This is a genomic window from Aurantimonas manganoxydans SI85-9A1, from assembly GCF_000153465.1.
Taxonomy (GTDB): domain Bacteria; phylum Pseudomonadota; class Alphaproteobacteria; order Rhizobiales; family Rhizobiaceae; genus Aurantimonas; species Aurantimonas manganoxydans.
This window is the reverse complement of record NZ_CH672387.1, coordinates 2,039,316-2,057,254: the sequence shown is the minus strand read 5'-3', so window position 1 is coordinate 2,057,254 and position 17,939 is coordinate 2,039,316. Positions and strand designations below refer to the sequence as shown.

The 17,939-nt window shown below is 64.8% G+C and carries 17 protein-coding genes; all 17 read left to right on the top strand.

Annotated elements, in window-relative coordinates; translation table 11 throughout:
• The first annotated feature begins 36 nt into the window (after positions 1-36).
• The 17 genes from SI859A1_RS21440 (at position 37) to ccoG (ending at position 17,938) form a co-directional block, all read left to right on the top strand.
• The gene (locus tag SI859A1_RS21440) at positions 37-231 is read left to right on the top strand and encodes a hypothetical protein (protein ID WP_148233796.1); all 195 of its coding nucleotides are present in this window, start codon (positions 37-39) and stop codon (positions 229-231) included.
• Positions 231-908, top strand: a complete 678-nt coding sequence (locus SI859A1_RS09705; protein ID WP_009209609.1) for a response regulator transcription factor — start codon at positions 231-233, stop codon at positions 906-908. Before SI859A1_RS21440 ends, SI859A1_RS09705 begins: the two co-directional genes overlap by 1 nt.
• Positions 895-2,325: a sensor histidine kinase gene (locus SI859A1_RS09700; RefSeq protein WP_009209608.1), complete on the top strand. Its 1,431-nt coding sequence runs from the start codon at positions 895-897 to the stop codon at positions 2,323-2,325. Before SI859A1_RS09705 ends, SI859A1_RS09700 begins: the two co-directional genes overlap by 14 nt.
• 83 nt (positions 2,326-2,408) lie before the next feature.
• Positions 2,409-3,203: a COG4705 family protein gene (locus tag SI859A1_RS09695; protein ID WP_202797864.1), complete on the top strand. Its 795-nt coding sequence runs from the start codon at positions 2,409-2,411 to the stop codon at positions 3,201-3,203.
• A gap of 195 nt (positions 3,204-3,398) precedes the next feature.
• Positions 3,399-5,369 carry a bifunctional DedA family/phosphatase PAP2 family protein gene (locus tag SI859A1_RS09690; protein ID WP_050767501.1) on the top strand — a complete coding sequence of 657 codons (1,971 nt, stop codon included), beginning with the start codon at positions 3,399-3,401 and terminating at the stop codon, positions 5,367-5,369.
• A 128-nt stretch (positions 5,370-5,497) separates the two neighbouring features.
• The gene (locus tag SI859A1_RS20330; RefSeq protein ID WP_050767500.1) at positions 5,498-6,013 is read left to right on the top strand and encodes a cytochrome b; all 516 of its coding nucleotides are present in this window, start codon (positions 5,498-5,500) and stop codon (positions 6,011-6,013) included.
• Between the two features lie 132 nt (positions 6,014-6,145).
• A complete protein-coding gene (locus SI859A1_RS09680) occupies positions 6,146-7,792 on the top strand; it encodes a phosphoethanolamine transferase (RefSeq protein ID WP_009209604.1) in 1,647 nt (548 codons plus the stop codon).
• A complete protein-coding gene (locus tag SI859A1_RS09675; RefSeq protein ID WP_009209603.1) occupies positions 7,789-8,187 on the top strand; it encodes a diacylglycerol kinase in 399 nt (132 codons plus the stop codon). The genes SI859A1_RS09680 and SI859A1_RS09675 overlap by 4 nt, the downstream gene beginning before the upstream one ends.
• 174 nt (positions 8,188-8,361) lie before the next feature.
• Positions 8,362-8,970 (top strand): phosphatase PAP2 family protein, encoded by a 609-nt coding sequence (locus SI859A1_RS09670; protein WP_050767499.1) that lies wholly within the window; start codon positions 8,362-8,364, stop codon positions 8,968-8,970.
• Positions 8,971-9,360: 390 nt separating this feature from the next.
• Complete coding sequence (locus SI859A1_RS09665) at positions 9,361-10,044, top strand: hypothetical protein (protein WP_040325649.1); 684 nt, start codon at positions 9,361-9,363, stop codon at positions 10,042-10,044.
• Between the two features lie 238 nt (positions 10,045-10,282).
• Positions 10,283-10,705: a hypothetical protein gene (locus tag SI859A1_RS09660; protein ID WP_148233795.1), complete on the top strand. Its 423-nt coding sequence runs from the start codon at positions 10,283-10,285 to the stop codon at positions 10,703-10,705.
• Between the two features lie 206 nt (positions 10,706-10,911).
• Positions 10,912-12,132 (top strand): IS256 family transposase, encoded by a 1,221-nt coding sequence (locus tag SI859A1_RS09655; RefSeq protein ID WP_040325647.1) that lies wholly within the window; start codon positions 10,912-10,914, stop codon positions 12,130-12,132.
• 583 nt (positions 12,133-12,715) lie between these two features.
• Positions 12,716-14,317: a cytochrome-c oxidase, cbb3-type subunit I gene (ccoN, locus tag SI859A1_RS09650; RefSeq protein WP_420804767.1), complete on the top strand. Its 1,602-nt coding sequence runs from the start codon at positions 12,716-12,718 to the stop codon at positions 14,315-14,317.
• A gap of 10 nt (positions 14,318-14,327) precedes the next feature.
• Positions 14,328-15,128, top strand: a complete 801-nt coding sequence (ccoO, locus tag SI859A1_RS09645; protein ID WP_009209597.1) for a cytochrome-c oxidase, cbb3-type subunit II — start codon at positions 14,328-14,330, stop codon at positions 15,126-15,128.
• Between the two features lie 10 nt (positions 15,129-15,138).
• Positions 15,139-15,294, top strand: a complete 156-nt coding sequence (locus tag SI859A1_RS09640) for a CcoQ/FixQ family Cbb3-type cytochrome c oxidase assembly chaperone (protein WP_040325645.1) — start codon at positions 15,139-15,141, stop codon at positions 15,292-15,294.
• A 3-nt stretch (positions 15,295-15,297) separates the two neighbouring features.
• Positions 15,298-16,170, top strand: a complete 873-nt coding sequence (gene ccoP / locus SI859A1_RS09635) for a cytochrome-c oxidase, cbb3-type subunit III (protein WP_009209596.1) — start codon at positions 15,298-15,300, stop codon at positions 16,168-16,170.
• 214 nt (positions 16,171-16,384) lie between these two features.
• Positions 16,385-17,938 (top strand): cytochrome c oxidase accessory protein CcoG, encoded by a 1,554-nt coding sequence (gene ccoG, locus SI859A1_RS09630; RefSeq protein WP_009209595.1) that lies wholly within the window; start codon positions 16,385-16,387, stop codon positions 17,936-17,938.
• Position 17,939: the final 1 nt, after the last annotated feature.

Genomic DNA, 17,939 nt, shown 5'->3' with positions numbered 1-17,939 from the left:
TAGCCATTGGCGAGAAATCCCAAGAGGATCTCGCCGATGCAGTCGCCCTTTCCTCCGGTTCGCGGGCTGTTTGTAATGATCGCGGTCGCAGCGGCAGCCCCCTTGTCATATGCTGGCTATCTACAGCTTTCCGGGAACGTCCATGCCGTTGAAAACGCTACGGGTTATCCATTCCTGACGTTCAGCAAGGCCGCGGCGGCGGCCAAACCGTCAACACAGGAGAGCATGTGATGAAGGTCCTGGTCATCGAGGACGATCGTTCGACCGCCGACTATGTGACCGGTGGCCTGAAGGAAGAGGGTCATGACCCCGACCATGCCGCCTCGGGTCCGATCGGCCTCGAGCTCGCCTGCACGCGCGACTACGATGCGATGGTGATCGACCGGATGCTGCCCGGCCTGGACGGCCTGTCGATCGTACGGGCTCTTCGCTCGTCCGGCCGCGACACCCCGGTGATCTTCCTGACCTCCGTCTCAGGGCTCGACGACCGCGTCGAGGGGCTGGAAGCCGGGGCCGACGACTATCTCGTCAAGCCCTTCGCCTTCTCCGAGCTGATGGCCCGCCTCAATGCGCTGGCCCGGCGCTCCCCCATGCGCAGGGAGGAGGCTGTCCTGAAGGTCGGCGACCTTGAGATGAACCTGATCGCTCGAACGGTCCGCCGCGAGGGGCAGTCGGTTGATCTCCAGCCCCGTGAGTTCCGCTTGCTGGAATACATGATGCGCAACCGTGGCCGGGTGCTGACGCGCACGATGCTGCTCGAGCGCGTCTGGGATTTCCATTTCGACCCCAGGACGAATGTCGTGGAGACCCACGTCAGCCGGCTGCGCGGCAAGGTCGACCGTCCCTTTTCAACGGAGATGATCAAGACGATCCGCGGCTCGGGATACGTGCTGAATGTTCCTGCCTGAACAGGTCCGCACGACCTCCTTCCGTGTCGCACTGATCTTCACGCTGTTCTTCGTCGCCTCCGTTCTGGCGATCCTCGGAACGACCTATCTGGCGGCATCCTCGGAGATGGCCGGCATCCTGCGCTCGTCGGTATCGGACGATATGGAAGGTTTGCGCGATGCCTATCGGCGGGGTGGCGAAGGCGAATTGCAGCTCCGGATGGCCGAACTTGCGGAATCGGGCTCCGAGGACCGCTTCTTCCTGATGCGACAGGTTTCCGGCAAAGAGACCGTCATCGGCAACATTCCAGCGTCGGTCTGGCGCGAAGGTTGGGCCGACGAAAAGCTATCGGGTGCGCACGTCGACGGCTCGGCCGATCTGCAACGGGCCGCGTCCCACAATACCGACAACGAGGTGCTCCTGCTCAGCCTCGGAGAACGGATCGGCGCCTACGAGGTCCTGATCGGCCGTAATTCCCACGTGCTCGACGAGACCCAGGAGATCATCCTGTCCGCGATGCTCTGGGGGGCTTTGGTCACCACCCTCCTCGCGCTGCTCGGAGGGTTTCTCGTCTCGATCGGGCCGACCCGGCGGGTCGACGAGATTGCCGCTACGACGCGCCAGATCGTCGATGGCCGGTTCGATCTGCGGCTCCCGGTGTCCGGACGACGCGACGAACTCGACCGGCTCGCCCTCGACATCAACGTCATGCTCGGCCGCATCGAGACACTGTTGTCGAGCCTCAAACAGGTCTCTGCCGATATCGCCCACGACCTCAGGACGCCGCTTGCAAGGCTGCGGCAACGGCTGGAAAGCGTGCGCGGCGCTCAGCGGACCCCGGCGGAATATGAGGCGGCGATCGATGACGCGATCAGCGAGAGCGAGGCCGCGATCGAGACCTTCAACGCGCTGCTGCGGATCGCCCAGATCGAGGCTGGTACCCGCCGCGCGAGGTTCCGCCGGCTGGACCTGGCCGACGTCGTCCGCAGGATCTGCGATGTCTATGGCGATGTGGCAACGGACGAAGGCCATGACCTCGTCGCACTCGCGCTGCCCTCGGCGATGATCGAGGGCGACGAGGAACTCCTGGTCCAGGCCCTGGCCAATCTTCTCGAGAATGCCATCAACCACGTTCCGGCCCCGGGGCATATCGGCGTGGGAATCACCCGCGTCGGTGACCGGGTGCTGCTCGACGTCGTCGACGACGGCCCCGGCGTGCCGGCGGAAGAGCGCGAGCGCATCTTCCAGCGCCTCTATCGCCTCGACCGCAGCCGCACGACGCCCGGCAGCGGTCTGGGCCTGTCGCTGGTTGCCGCGATCGCGGAACTGCACCACGGCACCGTCGAGGCCCTCGACGAGGGTCCCGGCCTGAGGGTCCGGCTCGATCTTCCCGCAGCAAAGACAGGTGCAGCGCCCGGCGATTACCAAACGGTATAGGCGCGGAGAGGCGCTCGCCATCGACCGGCCCTAGGACGAACGACATGCCGCGCCGCGGCGTCACGTCCGACCGGAGCCCTCACATGAACCCTGCACCATCGCCGCTGACAGAAACGCTGCGGAACAAGGTCCCACAGATCACCCTCGCCTTCTGGGGGATCAAGATCATGGCGACCACCGTTGGCGAGACAGCCGCCGACTTCCTCATCTTCAACGTCGGGCTTGGCCTCGTCGTGACCTCGCTCATCATGAGCGCACTGCTGACCGGCATCCTCGCCTTTCAGTTGAAGCTGCGCGAATACGTACCGACGAGCTACTGGCTCGTCGTCGTCCTCGTCAGCATCGTCGGCACACTGGTTTCCGACTACATGGTCGACGATCTCGGCATCAGCCTGGTGACCACCACGATCGGGTTCGCCCTCGCCCTGACGGCGACGTTCCTCGCCTGGTATGCGAGCGAGCGTACGCTCTCCATCCATTCGATCTTCACCCGCCGGCGCGAACTCTTCTACTGGGCGGCGATTCTGTTCACCTTCGCGCTCGGCACATCCGCCGGGGACCTCATCGCCGAGCATTTCGGCCTCGGCTACGCGTTCTCCGCCGTCATCTTCGGCGCGCTGATCGCCGCGGTCTATGCCGCCTACAGGTTCGGCGTCGACGCGGTCCCTACCTTCTGGGCGGCCTATATCCTGACCCGCCCCTTCGGCGCCTCGATGGGGGACCTGTTGTCCCAGCCAGCACACACTGGCGGTCTCGGCCTCGGCACGACCGGCACCAGCGTCCTGTTCCTCGTCACCATCGCTGGCCTGGTTGGCTATCTCAGCATTACGAAGAAGGACAAGATCGAGAGGGGCGCGACCGCGAACCCGGGCGCCTGATCCCAAAATCCAGTCCTGTCCTTTCCAGATGCGGGGGCGCCTCCATGCGCGATCGCGGATTCGCGAAACAATGAGATCGCAGGTGAGTAGCCCTCGCGAGCCTCGCGGCTATACCGAACCGTATAGTTCGAGACATTTGGCGCGAAGCTTCGCCCGGTAGTGCTGGCCTGCCCGCAGCACGCACCGAAGAAGCTCATGACGCAAACCCTCCTCTCCCTCGTCGACCAGCACCTTCTGCTGGCCTACACCTTTCTGTTCGCCGTCTGTCTCGGCGAGGCACTCTTCATTATCGGGCTCTTCGTCCCCAGCACCGTGGTGCTGATCGCGGTCGGCGCCATGATCGGCGGCGGCAAACTGCCGTTTATGCCAGTCCTGGTCGTCGCGGCCGCGGGTGCCACCGCCGGTGATGCGCTGTCCTACGCCATCGGTCATCATTACCGGGATCGCCTGCGTACGGTCTGGCCATTCCGGCGCTACGGGACGCTGATTGAGCGAGGCGAAGCCTTCTTCCATCGCCACGGCGGCAAGAGTGTCTTCCTCGGCCGCTTCGTGCCCGGCGTGAAGGCGATCGTGCCGGGCATTGCCGGGATGGTCGGAATGGGGGTCGTCCGCTTCACGAGCGTTAACGTGGCCTCGGCCTTTGTCTGGGCAACGGCACACCTGATCCCCGCGGCCGGAATCGGCATCGGACTGTCCCGGGTCCATTCGCTCGATCCACGCCTTGCGATCCTGCTCGTTGGCGCGATCGCCGTGCTCCTTCTGGCCTGGTATGTTGGCAAGATCGCTATCGCCTTCGTCTGGCCGGTGGCAGCGGACTGGCGGCGCGTCCGGATCGAGCGTCGAGCCAATTCGACAAGCCGGCTCGCTCGGCTGGAACTGCGCTACCTTTCCAACGACGACAACATCGTCGGGCGCACTGCCATCATGGTTGTTGCCGCGCTGGCCGCCGCTGGCTTCCTGCTGCTCTTGGGCAACCTGCTCTTCGATCCCGAGCTGAAGCTGGCGGACAAGGCGGTCTACAACTTCCTGCAATCCTACCGTAGTGACGCAGGCACGAAGATCGTCACCGCGATCACCATGGCGGCTGACGGCTTCGTCCTGACCAGCCTCACCGTTGCCATCGTGCTCTGGCTGGCGATCCGCCGGCATATCCGGGTCGCCATCGCCGCAGCCTTGGCAATGGCCGGATCGGAACTCTTCGTCCATCTCGTCAAGGGAACCATCGAGCGGCCTCGACCGACCGACCTTTATGCCGGCGTCTCATCGTTTTCGTTCCCAAGCGGTCATGCCACCCTGTCCATGACTTTCTTCGGAATCCTGGCGGTGATTGTGGCCTCGCATATGAAGCCCGGTTCTCGGCCGATCGTCCTCGGCATCGCTGCGCTGGCGGCCCTGACGGTCGCCTTCTCGCGCCTCTATCTCGGCGCCCACTGGCTGACGGACGTCAGTGCCGGCATGAGCTTCGGGATCCTGATGGCGGCGGTCTTCGCCCTGACCACCCACCTGAGAGACCGGACAATCCGCCTCGTGCCGCTGGTCGTCGTCCTCCTCGCCGTCTTCGCCGGCTCCTACGGATCTCATCTGTGGCGCGACTACGGCATCTGGATCCGCAACTACGCGCCGATGCGCCTGACGACAGACATGTCGAAGGACGAATGGCTCAAGGACGGCTGGAAGTCGCTCGCCAGCCATCGCCTGACCATGGGCGGGGACGCGGCCGGACCGATCCTCTTCCAGACCGACCTAGACGTTGCCGAGCTGGCGCCGCTGCTGGCTTCGGCCGGCTGGTCACCCATGACCACAGGAGGTTTGGCGCAGGCGCTGCTTCCGTCCGCCGGCCCCCTGCCCGAACGCGCCGCCCTGCCGTTGCTGCACGAAGGCCGCATGCCCGTCGCCACGTTCACCCATCCCAGCCAGGACGGCCGCGACGTTCTGACTCTGTGGCCCTCGGCCTATCGGCTCGGCCCCGATGGCAGCGAGCGGCCCATCCTTCTCGCCGGCTACTCCAAGGAAGTCGTCGATCCGTTCGTCCTCGGCCTGGCCTTTGTCGCAGTAAAGCCAGAAGCGGTTCCTCCAGACACCGCAACCCGGCCTCTTGCTGCCCTGGTACGGGCCCATCCGACCGATCTCGTCCCCCTGCCATCTGGCCCCGCCCAACGGCGGTGAGCCGGGCAAGACTCGCCCGCCCCCTGCAACTGCCGGGATTACGAAACCGTATAGTTTCGGCAATGCCGGGAGCATCTGCCGATTGCAGAACGGATTGAAACCCGTTCGCCTCCCCGGAGCTCACCATCATGGCCGCGACACGCGACCGGTCCGACTGGACCGCCCTCAACGTCTTCCTCCATTGGTCCATCGTCGCTCTGATCGTCGCCCAGTGGATCGAGGGTGAGTTCATGGTCGATTTCTGGGACGGCACACTCGAGGGCAAGGTCCTCGACCAGATCACGAACCTGCTCGGCTATACCCACATCGTCTTCGGCACGTTCGTGCTGGTCGCCGCCGCGCTTCGCCTGCTCGACCGGTTCGTCAACGGACGCCCACCGCATCCCGAAAACGAGCCGACCTGGGCCACGTTGCTCGCCCGGCTCACTCACGGCCTGCTTTACGCAGTCCTCCTCGCCATGCCGATCCTCGGCCTCGCCGCCTGGTTCACCGGCAGCGATGACCTGGCGGGCTACCACACCTTCCTCTGGAACCCGCTGCTCGCCCTGATCGGACTGCATGTCGTCGGGGCGCTGGCCCAGCATTTCTGGTTCAGGACCGGGGCGCTCAAGCGGATGCTGCCCCGCATGCGTCACATGGCCTGACCCGTCGCGTTGCCGCGAAACGACCGGGGCCGATGACACCCTGCGCATGCCCTCGGCTCACGGCCCTCTCACCACACATCGAACGCTGCGCGGCCCGTCCGCCGGCCAAACAGCCCCGGAAGCTCTCTGCCGATGAAACGCCCCAGCCTGACCAGCATCCAGCTCAGCTTGCTCGTCACCATCTTCGTTCTTGCCACCGCCAACCGGGCGTTCTGGATCAAGGGATGGACCTATTTCGACGGCCACTCCTTCGCCTTCGCGGCCTTTGGCGCGGCCATCGTCCTTCTCGGCGCATCCCTTCTGACGATGTTTTCGATGAAATACGTCATCAAGCCCGTCTTCATCCTCTTCGTCCTCGTGGCCGCGGTCTCTTCCTATTTCGTCGACAGCTTCGGCATCGTCGTCGACCGCGACATGATCCAGAACGCCGTCGTCACGACGCCGGCGGAAGCCGGCGCCCTGATCACCCCCGACTTCCTCCTGCACGTCGTCCTCTTCGGCGTGCTGCCCGCCTTCGCCATCTGTCTCGTGCGCGTGCGCCATCGCACCGTGTTGGCGAAGGCTGGCTGGAACACCGCCTTCATCGCGCCAGCTCTTCTGGTCGTCCTCGCCATCGTCTTCGCCAATTTCTCGACCTTCGCCGCGACCTTTCGCAATCATCGGGACCTGATGGCGAGCCTGAATCCGGCAGGCGCCATCGTCGGCTTCGGCAAGCTCGTCGATCGGCAATTCAAGGACCGCAATCTGGTCGTGGCGGCTTTGGGTGAGGACGCCCGGCGCGCCCCCGCAAATGCAGGTGGGCGTCCGAGGCTTCTCGTCGTCGTCGCTGGCGAAACCGCCCGGGCCCAGAACTTCAGTCTCCTGGGGTACGATCGCGATACCAATCCGCAACTGGCCCAACGCGACGTCGTCGCCTTTTCGAACGTGCAGAGCTGCGGGACCATGACCGCCGTGTCGCTGCCGTGCATGTTCTCCGTCTATGGGCGGAGCGACTATTCCGACAGCAAGAGTAACTCCACCGAGAACCTTCTCGACGTCCTTGACCACGCCGGCGTCGCGACATCCTGGTTCGACAACAACACCGGCTCGAAGGGCGTCGCTGACCGCCGCGCCTACGAGTATCTCCCCGAGGTAGGCGACCCGCGCTACTGCGAGGGCGGAGAATGCCGGGACGACGTGCTCGTCGACCGGTTGAAGACTGCCATCGAAGACCTGAAGACCGACAGCGTCATCGTCCTCCACCAGATCGGCAGCCACGGCCCGGCCTATTACAAGCGCTACGATAAGACAGCGCGACGGTTCGTGCCCGATTGCCGGACGCCCCAACTGGCCGACTGCACCGCCGAGGAACTCACCAACGCCTACGACAACACGATCGTCCAGACCGACCGCAATCTGGCGCAGATCATCGATGTGCTGGCCTCGCACGAAGACCGGATCGACACAGCCATGATCTACGTCTCCGACCATGGCGAATCGCTTGGCGAGAGCGGGCTCTATCTTCACGCCGCTCCCTATTTCATGGCGCCGGTCGAACAGACCCACGTCCCCATGATCGCCTGGTTCTCCGACGGGTTCTCGCGCGACGAGGCGCTCGATCGGGCCTGCCTCGCTGAGGAAAGTGGCGACGCGCTCAGCCACGACAACCTGTTCCACACCGTGCTCGGCATGATGGACGTCGAGACGGCGGTCTACGACCCGGCGCTCGATCTGACCACGCCCTGCCGCGATCCGGACGCCGGCAACACCGGCGACGACACGGAAGAGCCCCGCGCATGAGCCGCACCAGATCCGTTCCCGGCCCGGCGCCGAAGAAGCGCGGCCTCGACCATGTCGTCGCGGCGACAGGCTACTCGATAGGCGGCCTGCGCGTCCTATGGCGACAGGAGGCCTTTCGTCACGAATTGCTCGTCGCCTTCGTCGTATTCCTGCTGCATGCCCTGACGGGCGTGTCTGCGCTGGCGATCCTTGCCCAGGCGATCTGCTTCACGATCCTGTTCGCCGCCGAAGCGATCAACACTGCAATCGAGCACATCGTCGATCACCTGTCGCCGGAATGGAGCACCTTCGCCAGGGAGACCAAGGATCTCGGCTCGGCCGCCGTGTTCGTCCTGCTGCTTGCAAATGGCGGACTTGCCGTCGGCGTCTGGTTGCGCGTCCTGGAGTTGCTCTGACGTTTGGGGCGGCGAGCGCAGCGGTCGCGCACGGCGCCAATCTCACCACACCGGACCGTCTGCGGGGACGAGGCGTCCTTACTGCAAATGCGTCCGCTATACCGAAGGGTATAGTCCCGGCCACGTTCGGGCGATCCTGACGCGCCATTGTCCTCATGAAACAATGAGGGATCCATGCCAACGACATTCGACGTTTCGATCTACAGCGCTGTTCATGATCTCGCAGCCGCCTCTCTCGCGCCGCTGGAGGCTTGGGCTGCGCAATGGGTGATCTTCGCCGTGCCGATCGTATTGATCGGCCTCTGGATCCGGAATGACGTCTCTGACCGCAAGGCAGGGATCCGGGCGTGCATCTCTGCGGCTGTCGCTTTGGCTGTGTCGGGGATCGTCTCGTTCTTCGTGTTCGAACCGCGACCCTTCATGATAGGTCTGGCCGGCAACGTGCTCGATCATGCGAGCGACAGTTCGTTTCCGAGCGATCATGTGGCCATCATGGCCGCGGTGGCCGCAACGCTCGCGCTATGCGCAAGGGGCCAGCTCGCAGCGCTCACGACCGCGGCGACCTTGCTCGTCGCCTGGTCACGTGTGGCGATCGGCATTCACTTTCCGATCGACATTCTCACAGGGGCCGGGGTCGGAATCCTGGCCGGCGCTGCCGTAACTGTTCCGAGCGTCGACCCGTTTGTCGGATTCGTCCAGCGTCTCGCACAAGCTGTTTCCGCCGCCCTGCGGATCGACAGGCTCTCTGCGGCACTGCGACGGACCCTCGTCGACAAGCCGTAAGCTTGCTTGCCCAGCGTATCCCAACCAGGAGATGATCCGGTTTCACGGCGGATAAATCATTAGTGCTGAAGAGTTCGGAAATGGGTTCTGCATGTGGGTAATTCATCGATGCGGCGGCTCCGAGGGTCGAAGTCAGGCCTGATGCTCGCTTAAGACTTGGATACCGTATCCCGAGCCGGCCATTCCACCACCTGCGGTGCCGGCGGGCGGGAGCTCAATGAATGGCGGTGACCTGGAAGGTCGTTCTTCTCTTGCTGCGCTCCCGAGACCCTACCCAACTTAGGCCTTAGTCAGCCCCTAGGGGATTGCAGCTCTCCCCATATCTTCACAGCCAGTCGTGAATGCTCATGCCGGAGAGATTGAACAACGACGCGTTTGGGATCGACCGACATGGCAAAGTTTCTTGCAAGATTCACTGCGATCGCAATCTTGGTCGCGGCCTTTGCCGGTTGCTCATCGAATTCGTCGAATTCGAACATGACGGTCGGAGCTCCTGCCACGAGCTTCGCCGGGATCGATCAGCAGGTTCGATTCACACCTTGGTCGGGGCAAAGCGCCGTTGGCCAGTTGGCGAAGCCCTACTTCATCTCTTTCCGTGCCCGCAATGCTGAGAGCTACGGCCATTCGTTCGTCGCGTTCGGCGAGCTCGATTCGCGCGGCAACGTTCCCTACGACAATGGCGGAGTCCTCATCTCGAACATGACCGAGATCGCCGGCCTTCACCCCGCAGGCGGCAACGCTGTCTATTCCATGGGCCATATAGCCCCGGTCCCATCCGAGACCGGCTTCTCGGACGGGGACACCGAGATCCGGTATCTTCAGAACGAGATGACCATCGCACTCACACCGGAAGAGTATCAGCGTATCCTCGGCCGGATTCGGCAGCTTCAGGGCAGCAGCCCCCTCTGGCACGCGGTCGCCTATAACTGCTCATCTTTCACGAACAAGATCGCTGACTTCATGGGTCTGGAAACGGTCAACCACTTGCTCTTCCCGCGCAATTACATTGCGGCACTGAAGAGCGCCAATCCTGGCGTCGAGACGCTGAGCGGGAGTGGTGATACCTTGGGGTGAGCTCTTCCGCCGGTTGATCTCCGGCTTTTCAGAGAAGCAGGCTATTTGGTCCCCTCTCTATCTGGGGTGCTCTTGATCGAAAACGGACGTCTCGAACTCTCCTCTGAAGGAACTGTCGCGGACGACTGGCTCCGTCAGGTCGAGGAAAATGAGAAGGATCCCCCGGAAGCCCGCCTCTGCTTGCCTTGCGCCGCGTCCCCCGGCAGGTTCGTCATATGACGCAACGGGAGGTGTCGAGATGAAGAGGGCTTTGTTGACGATCCTGACCATCGCCCTGGTGTGGTCGCCGGCCGAGGCACGGACCAAGGCGGCGGCCTGGGTGGTGAAGGAACAGATCGCCGAGGCCTGCGATGGCGGGCGGGGCACGATCGATCCGGTCGGCGTGATCGAGCGCGACCTCGACGGCGACGGCAAGTCGGACCTCATCCTGTCCCATGACGCGATCTTCTGCAGCGATAGCCGGTTCGGTCGCAGTGGGTTCTGCGGCGCGCAGGTCTGCTCGGTGATCTTCTATGTCCGCCGCGGCGGTCTCCTGAAGAAGGTCAGCGAGGCGCTCGGCGGCGGCGTCACCATCGGCCCGGGCCGCCGCCTGTCCATCTCCATGCACGGGCATGGCGGCCAGTCGGTCTCGGTGAAGTGGAACGGCAAGGCGTTCGAGTGAGGCGTGGCGCTGCCGTGGGGCGTGACGGGCGGCGGCGGGTGGCGGCACGTCGATGAGGTCCGTTCTGCAGCGTCTCTGATACCGCCACCGTCGAGGCATGGGTCCTCGGGTCAAGCCCGAGGTTGACGCGCGGCGGATGTGGCGGCCAGCGGGACTGTCAGGAATTCCGTGTGTGAGCGGGCATAATGGGACCGAAGGAGAGACCCATGGCCCGCCGCAAAGAACCCAGCATTCCTGACGCGCTTCTCGACCAGCTTCTGTCTGGCGCCGATCCGAAGACTGCCTTCGACCCGGGCGGTTTGCTCGACGGCCTGAAGAAGGCATTCGCCGAGCGTGCCCTGAACGCCGAGATGGATCACCATCTGGCCGGCGAGAACGGCGCCGGAAACGGCCGTAATGGCTACGGCCGCAAGACCGTGACGACGGACAGCGGCAAGTTCAATCTTGCCGTGCCGCGGGATCGGCAGGGCAGCTTCGACCCGCAGCTCATTGCCAAATATCAGCGGCGGTTCCCGGGCTTCGACGAGAAGATCATCTCGATGTATGCCCGGGGAATGAGCAATCGGGAGATTGTTGGGCACCTTCACGATCTCTACGGCGTCGATGTTTCTGCGGACCTGATTTCGGTGGTCACGGACGCCGTTCTGGAAGAGGTCGCCGCCTGGCAGGCCAGGCCACTGGAGGCGGTCTATCCGATCGTGTTCTTCGATGCTCTGCGTGTGAAGATCCGCGACGAAGGCTTCGTCAGAAACAAGGCGGTCCACATCGCCCTTGGCGTGCGCGCCGACGGCACCAAGGAAATCCTCGGCCTCTGGCTCGAGCAGAACGAGGGCGCCAAGTTCTGGCTGCGGGTCATGAACGAGATGAAGCACCGCGGCGTTGAGGACGTCCTGCTTGCCATCGTCGACGGGCTGAAGGGCTTTCCTGAGGCCATCGTCGCCGTCTTCCCTGAAGCCACCGTCCAGACCTGTATTGTCCATCTCCTGCGCCACAGCCTCGACTTCACGTCCTACAAGGACCGCAAGGCCGTCGCGGCCGCGCTAAAGGACATTTACCGAGCGGCCGACGCGGTGGCAGCCGAGAAGGCCCTGACGGCCTTTGAGGAAGGCGAATGGGGCCACCGATACGCAGCCATTGGGCAGAGCTGGCGCCGGGCCTGGGCCGAGGTCGTTCCGTTCTATGGCTTCCCCGAGGAGGTCCGCAGAATGGTCTATACGACCAACGCTATTGAGGCTTTGAACTCAAAACTGCGCAGGGCTGTCCGGGCTCGAGGCCACTTCCCGACCGACGACGCTGCGATGAAGCTTCTCTTCCTGGTCTTGAATCAATCGGAGAAGGAGTGGAAAATGCCGCCTCGTGAGTGGGCAATGGCCAAAGCGCAGTTCGCCATCCTCTACGGTGAGCGCTTCACACAGGCCATGGCCTGAAATTGTTCAACCGCCCGCCCACACACGGAATTCCTGACAGTCCCGCGGCCAGCCGTCGTTCGCCTCTGCGGTCGCTTCTGCTTCTGTTCCTGCTCTTTAACTGCGTTCTGTTCAGCGTCGACTTCCGGCTCCGCTAGCGTCACCGTCACCGCCACCGTCGAGGTCGTCATCGCCGCCGCGCGGCATCGGCCAGCACGCGCCGCCCAGTGCGCTTACGCGCCAAGCTCCCGAACAAGGTCGTCATCCTCGGGCTCGACCCGAGGACCCATGCCAAATCCTGGCAGCCGCCTACCGCCTCGCGGGCAAGCTCTCCGCCACGTCGCGGCGAACGCTGCGCCCGCCCGCGATAACGGTGCCCGCAACCGCCGTGTCGCCCACCGACCCAACTCACACGTCTGCGCCCGCAACACCGCCGCCAGCGCACAACGCCACCTCCCACCGTCCCGCTTGATCGACATCAAAGCGCCGGACACTCTCCGCTGCCACACCACCTCCATCCCGCAATTGCGATCGCCTGATCGAACCGGCGTCCGGCGGGCCTGTGACCGAGGGGGTTCCTGACGTGAAATACCAAACCGAGGCGATGTTCATCGGCGGCGCGGCGCTGGTCGCGCTGCTCGGGGCCGGCTTTGCCAGGGATGCGCAGTTCGCCGCGCATGCCTATGTCCTGTTCTTCATTCTGGCGGGCGCGACGGTGGTGCTGCTGCGGCGCATCGAGTTCGCCGGTGCCGCGCAGATTCCGCTGAAGACCAACGGCACCGAATATGCCGACGAGGTGGTGCGCTACGGCGTCATTGCGACGGTGGCCTGGGGCATCGTCGGCTTTCTCGTCGGCGTGCTTGCCGCCGCGCAGCTCGCCTGGCCCGACCTGAACATCGAGCCCTGGTTCAATTTCGGCCGCGTGCGTCCGCTGCACACCTCCGCCGTGGTCTTCGCCTTCGGCGGCAACGCGCTGATCGCCACCTCCTTCTACGTCGTCCAGCGCACCTGCCGGGCGACCCTGTGGAGCGGCAATCTCGCCTGGTTCGTGTTCTGGGGCTACCAGCTCTTCATCGTCCTGGCGGCGACCGGCTACCTTCTCGGCATCACCCAGAGCCGCGAATATGCCGAGCCGGAATGGTATGTCGATCTGTGGCTGACGGTGGTCTGGCTCGCCTACCTGGCCGTGTTCCTCGGCACGCTGATCCGCCGCAAGGAACCCCACATCTACGTCGCCAACTGGTTCTACCTGGCCTTCATCGTGACCATCGCGATGCTGCATGTGGTCAACAATCTCTCGATGCCCGTCTCCTTCATGGGCGCCAAGAGCTATTCGGCCTTCTCCGGCGTGCAGGACGCGCTGACCCAGTGGTGGTACGGCCACAACGCCGTCGGCTTCTTCCTCACCGCCGGCTTCCTCGGCATGATGTACTATTTCATCCCGAAGCAGGCGAACCGGCCGGTCTATTCCTACCGCCTGTCGATCATCCACTTCTGGTCGCTGATCTTCCTCTACATCTGGGCCGGGCCTCACCACCTCCACTATACCGCCCTGCCCGACTGGGCGCAGACGCTCGGCATGGTCTTCTCGATCATGCTGTGGATGCCCTCCTGGGGCGGCATGATCAACGGCCTGATGACGCTGCAGGGCGCCTGGGACAAGCTGCGCACCGATCCGATCCTGCGCATGATGGTCATCTCCGTCGCCTTCTACGGCATGTCGACGTTCGAGGGTCCGGTGATGTCGATCAAGGCGGTGAACTCGCTGAGCCACTACACCGACTGGACCATCGGTCACGTCCATTCCGGCGCGCTCGGCTGGGTCGGCATGATCTCCTTCGGCGCGGTCTACCATCTGGCGCCAAAGCTCTGGCATCGCGAGCGGCTCTACAGCCTGCGCCTGGTCAACTGGCACTTCTGGCTCGCGACGCTTGGCATCGTCGTCTACGCGGCGGTGATGTGGGTCTCGGGCATCATGCAGGGCCTGATGTGGCGCGAATACGGAGCCGACGGCTACCTCGTCTACTCCTTCACCGAAACCGTCGCGGCCATGCATCCCTACTACGTGCTGCGCATGCTCGGCGGCCTGATGTACCTCTCCGGCGCGCTAATCATGGCCTTCAACATCTACAAGACCATCCGCGGCGAGATCCGGTCGGAAGTACCGATGGGCGGCCAGACGCCCGCCATCCAGATGGCAGGGTAAGGGGCCAGACATGACCAAGAAAACCGAACATCCGACCCTCGACGGCGCCCTGCCGGAAGTGAAGGCCGACCCGGTCGCCCGGGGCATTCTCGCCAAGCATGGCCGGGTCGAACGCAACGCCACGCTGCTTCTCGTCCTGTCCCTCCTGGTGGTCAGCGTCGGCGGCATCGTCGAGATCGCGCCGCTGTTCTACCTGGAGAACACCATCGAGAAGGTGGAGGGCATGCGGCCCTACTCGCCGCTCGAGCTCGCCGGGCGCAACATCTACATCCGCGAGGGCTGCTACGCCTGCCACAGCCAGATGATCCGGCCGTTCCGGGACGAGGTCGAGCGCTACGGGCATTACAGCCTCGCGGCCGAATCCATGTTCGACCATCCGTTCCAGTGGGGGTCGAAGCGCACGGGCCCCGATCTCGCCCGTGTCGGCGGCCGCTACAGCGACGAATGGCACGTCCAGCACATGATCAAGCCACGATCGGTCGTGCCGGAATCGGTGATGCCGTCCTACGGCTTCCTGGCGACGACCGATCTCGACATGCGGGACCCGGCCGGTCACCTGCGCGCCAATCGCGCAGTCGGCGTGCCCTACGACGACGAGATGATCGACAACGCCAGGGCCGACCTGACGGTCCAGGCGAATGCCGACGGCGACACGACCGGCCTTCTCGCCCGCTACCCCAAGGCGGTCGTCGGCACCTTCGACGGCAACAACCAGCGTCTCACAGAGATGGACGCGCTCGTCGCCTACCTGCAGGTGCTCGGCACCCTCGTGGACTTCTCCGTCTACGAGCCGGAACGCAACGATCGCTAGGAGCCTCCGGATGGATTTCGACTACCACAGCATGCGTGCCTTCGCCGACAGTTGGGCGCTCCTTGCCCTGACGCTGTTCTTCCTCGGCGTTCTTGCCTGGGTCCTGCGGCCGGGCGCCAAGCGCGCCGCGGACGATGCCGCCAGCATCCCCTTCAGCGAGGACTGACCGATGAGCGATCACAAGGACATCGACGACGTCAGCGGCATCGAGACGACCGGCCATTCCTGGGACGGCATCAAGGAGCTCAACAACCCGCTGCCGCGCTGGTGGCTGTGGACCTTCTACGCCTGCATCGCCTACGCGGCCGTCTATACGGTGCTCTATCCGGCCTGGCCGCTGGTCAATTCGGCGACGACGGGCCTGCTCGGCTGGTCGAGCCGTGCGGATCTGCGCACCGAGATGTCCGCGCTGGAGATGGCCAATGCCGACCGGATCGCGGCGATCCGCACGTCGGACGTGGCGGCCATCGCCGCCGATCCGGAGCTGCGCCCCTTTGCGATCGCCGCCGGCGAAGCGGCCTACAAGGTCAATTGCGTTCAGTGCCATGGCTCCGGGGCAGCCGGTGGTCCGGGCTATCCGAACCTTAATGACGACGCCTGGATCTGGGGCGGCTCGCTCGAGGAGATCGCCGTCACGCTGCAGCACGGCATCCGCTATGCGCCGGACCCCGACACCCGTGTCGCCGACATGCCGGCCTTCGGGCGCGACGGCATTCTCGATCGCGACCAGATCGGCGACGTCGCGCAATATGTCCTGTCGCTGACCGGACGCGACGACGAGCCCGAAGCCGCCACGCGCGGTGCCGACATCTACGCGCAGAACTGCGTCTTCTGCCATGGCGAGACGGGCGAAGGCATGAAGGAGGTCGGCGCGCCCGCGCTCAACGACGCGATTTGGCTCTACGGACGGGACGCGACCGCCATCGCGACGCAGGTCAGCCGGCCGCGCCATGGCGTCATGCCGGCCTGGGGCGAGCGCCTCGGCGACACCGCGATCAAGGAACTCGCGGTCTACGTCCACAGCCTCGGCGGCGGCGAATAGGATCCCGCCGCCCGGTCGCGAGGGAGGTCGCGACCAAAGCCCCCGGCCCGCCAGCCGGGGGCTTCGTCTTGCCGGCAAGGCCGTCGACGATGCTGCGCTCCTGCGACGCACCCGCGCACCGCCGGGCGTTGATGCAGATCAAGGCCGGTCCGCCGGGGCGGGTCTATCGACACGGATGCCGCGCCGCGGTGCCCGCCGAACGTCGAGAGAGACCATGCTGCATCAGCCCGACATCGAACGCCTCGACGTCGAAGCCGTCAACGCCGCCGGCAGGCAGGACCAGCCGCTTTACGCCAAGCGCGAGAAGATCTTTCCCAAGCGCACCGAGGGGCAGTTTCGCCGGCTGAAATGGCTGATCATGGCGATCACCCTCAGCATCTATTACGTCACGCCGTGGCTGCGCTGGGATCGTGGTCCCTACGCGCCCGATCAGGCCGTCCTGATCGACATGGCCAACCGCCGCTTCTATTTCTTCTTCATCGAGATCTGGCCGCAGGAGTTCTTCTTCGTCGCCGGGTTGCTGGTGATGGCCGGCGTCGGTCTGTTCCTGGTCACCTCCGCCGTCGGCCGGGCCTGGTGCGGCTACACCTGCCCGCAGACGGTCTGGACCGACCTGTTCCTCGTCATCGAGCGCTTCTTCGAGGGCGACCGCAATGCCCGCATCAAGCTCGACAACGCGCCCTGGAGCGTCGACAAGCTGCGCAAGCGGGTCCTGAAGCATGCCACCTGGATCGTCGTCGCCGTGGCGACCGGCGGCGCCTGGATCTTCTACTTCGCCGACGCCCCGAGCCTGTTGATGAGCTTCCTCACCGGCGAGGCGCCGTTCATCGCCTATGCCACCGTCGCCCTTCTGACCGCCACCACCTACGTCTTCGGCGGACTGATGCGCGAGCAGGTCTGCATCTACATGTGTCCCTGGCCGCGCATCCAGGCGGCGATGCTCGACGAGGATTCGCTCACCGTCACCTACAATGACTGGCGCGGCGAGCCGCGGACCCGCGGCGCCAAGAAGGCCGCGGCGGCGGGCTTGCCGGCCGGTGACTGCGTTGACTGCAATGCCTGCGTCGCGGTCTGCCCGATGGGCATCGACATCCGCGACGGCCAGCAGATGGCCTGCATCACCTGCGCCCTGTGCATCGACGCCTGCGATGGCGTCATGGACCGGCTGGGACGCGAGCGCGGCCTGATCTCCTACGCGACGCTCAGCGACTACAACGCCAACATGGCTGCCGCCACGGATCCGGCGACCGGTGCCATCGACCCGTCCCGTGTGCGCGACAGTGCGGGCCGCTTCATCGCCGGGCTGCGGCACTTCGACTGGCGGATCATTCTGCGCACCCGGACGCTGATCTACCTGGCCATGTGGTCGGCAATCGGCGTCGGGCTGACCATCGCCCTCCTGTCCCGCGACCGTCTGGAGATCAACGTCCAGCACGATCGCAACCCGGTCGCCGTCACCCTCGCCGACGGGTCGATCCGCAACGGCTACACCGTGAAGCTGCTCAACATGCTGCCGCAGCCGCGCACCATCGGGCTCGCGCTCGAAGGCCTGCCGGAGGCGACGATGACCATTGCCGACATCGATGCGCCGGCTGCCCGGAGCTTCGACATCCCCGTCGCGCCGGACCAGCTTCGCGCCCTGCGGGTCTTCGTCGCCCAGCCGGCGAGCGCGCTGCAGGCGGGCGAGACCAGCTTCCGCTTCGTGGTCACCGATCCGGTCGCGGGCGAGACCGACAGCTATTCCGCAATCTTCGAGACGGGGAACTGAC

Coding starts and splice junctions, on each gene's coding strand:
- SI859A1_RS21440 (WP_148233796.1), top strand. CDS start 37: ATGCAGTCGCCCTTTCCTCCGGTTCGCGGGCTGTTTGTAATGATCGCG.
- SI859A1_RS09705 (WP_009209609.1), top strand. CDS start 231: ATGAAGGTCCTGGTCATCGAGGACGATCGTTCGACCGCCGACTATGTG.
- SI859A1_RS09700 (WP_009209608.1), top strand. CDS start 895: ATGTTCCTGCCTGAACAGGTCCGCACGACCTCCTTCCGTGTCGCACTG.
- SI859A1_RS09695 (WP_202797864.1), top strand. CDS start 2,409: ATGAACCCTGCACCATCGCCGCTGACAGAAACGCTGCGGAACAAGGTC.
- SI859A1_RS09690 (WP_050767501.1), top strand. CDS start 3,399: ATGACGCAAACCCTCCTCTCCCTCGTCGACCAGCACCTTCTGCTGGCC.
- SI859A1_RS20330 (WP_050767500.1), top strand. CDS start 5,498: ATGGCCGCGACACGCGACCGGTCCGACTGGACCGCCCTCAACGTCTTC.
- SI859A1_RS09680 (WP_009209604.1), top strand. CDS start 6,146: ATGAAACGCCCCAGCCTGACCAGCATCCAGCTCAGCTTGCTCGTCACC.
- SI859A1_RS09675 (WP_009209603.1), top strand. CDS start 7,789: ATGAGCCGCACCAGATCCGTTCCCGGCCCGGCGCCGAAGAAGCGCGGC.
- SI859A1_RS09670 (WP_050767499.1), top strand. CDS start 8,362: ATGCCAACGACATTCGACGTTTCGATCTACAGCGCTGTTCATGATCTC.
- SI859A1_RS09665 (WP_040325649.1), top strand. CDS start 9,361: ATGGCAAAGTTTCTTGCAAGATTCACTGCGATCGCAATCTTGGTCGCG.
- SI859A1_RS09660 (WP_148233795.1), top strand. CDS start 10,283: ATGAAGAGGGCTTTGTTGACGATCCTGACCATCGCCCTGGTGTGGTCG.
- SI859A1_RS09655 (WP_040325647.1), top strand. CDS start 10,912: ATGGCCCGCCGCAAAGAACCCAGCATTCCTGACGCGCTTCTCGACCAG.
- ccoN (WP_420804767.1), top strand. CDS start 12,716: ATGTTCATCGGCGGCGCGGCGCTGGTCGCGCTGCTCGGGGCCGGCTTT.
- ccoO (WP_009209597.1), top strand. CDS start 14,328: ATGACCAAGAAAACCGAACATCCGACCCTCGACGGCGCCCTGCCGGAA.
- SI859A1_RS09640 (WP_040325645.1), top strand. CDS start 15,139: ATGGATTTCGACTACCACAGCATGCGTGCCTTCGCCGACAGTTGGGCG.
- ccoP (WP_009209596.1), top strand. CDS start 15,298: ATGAGCGATCACAAGGACATCGACGACGTCAGCGGCATCGAGACGACC.
- ccoG (WP_009209595.1), top strand. CDS start 16,385: ATGCTGCATCAGCCCGACATCGAACGCCTCGACGTCGAAGCCGTCAAC.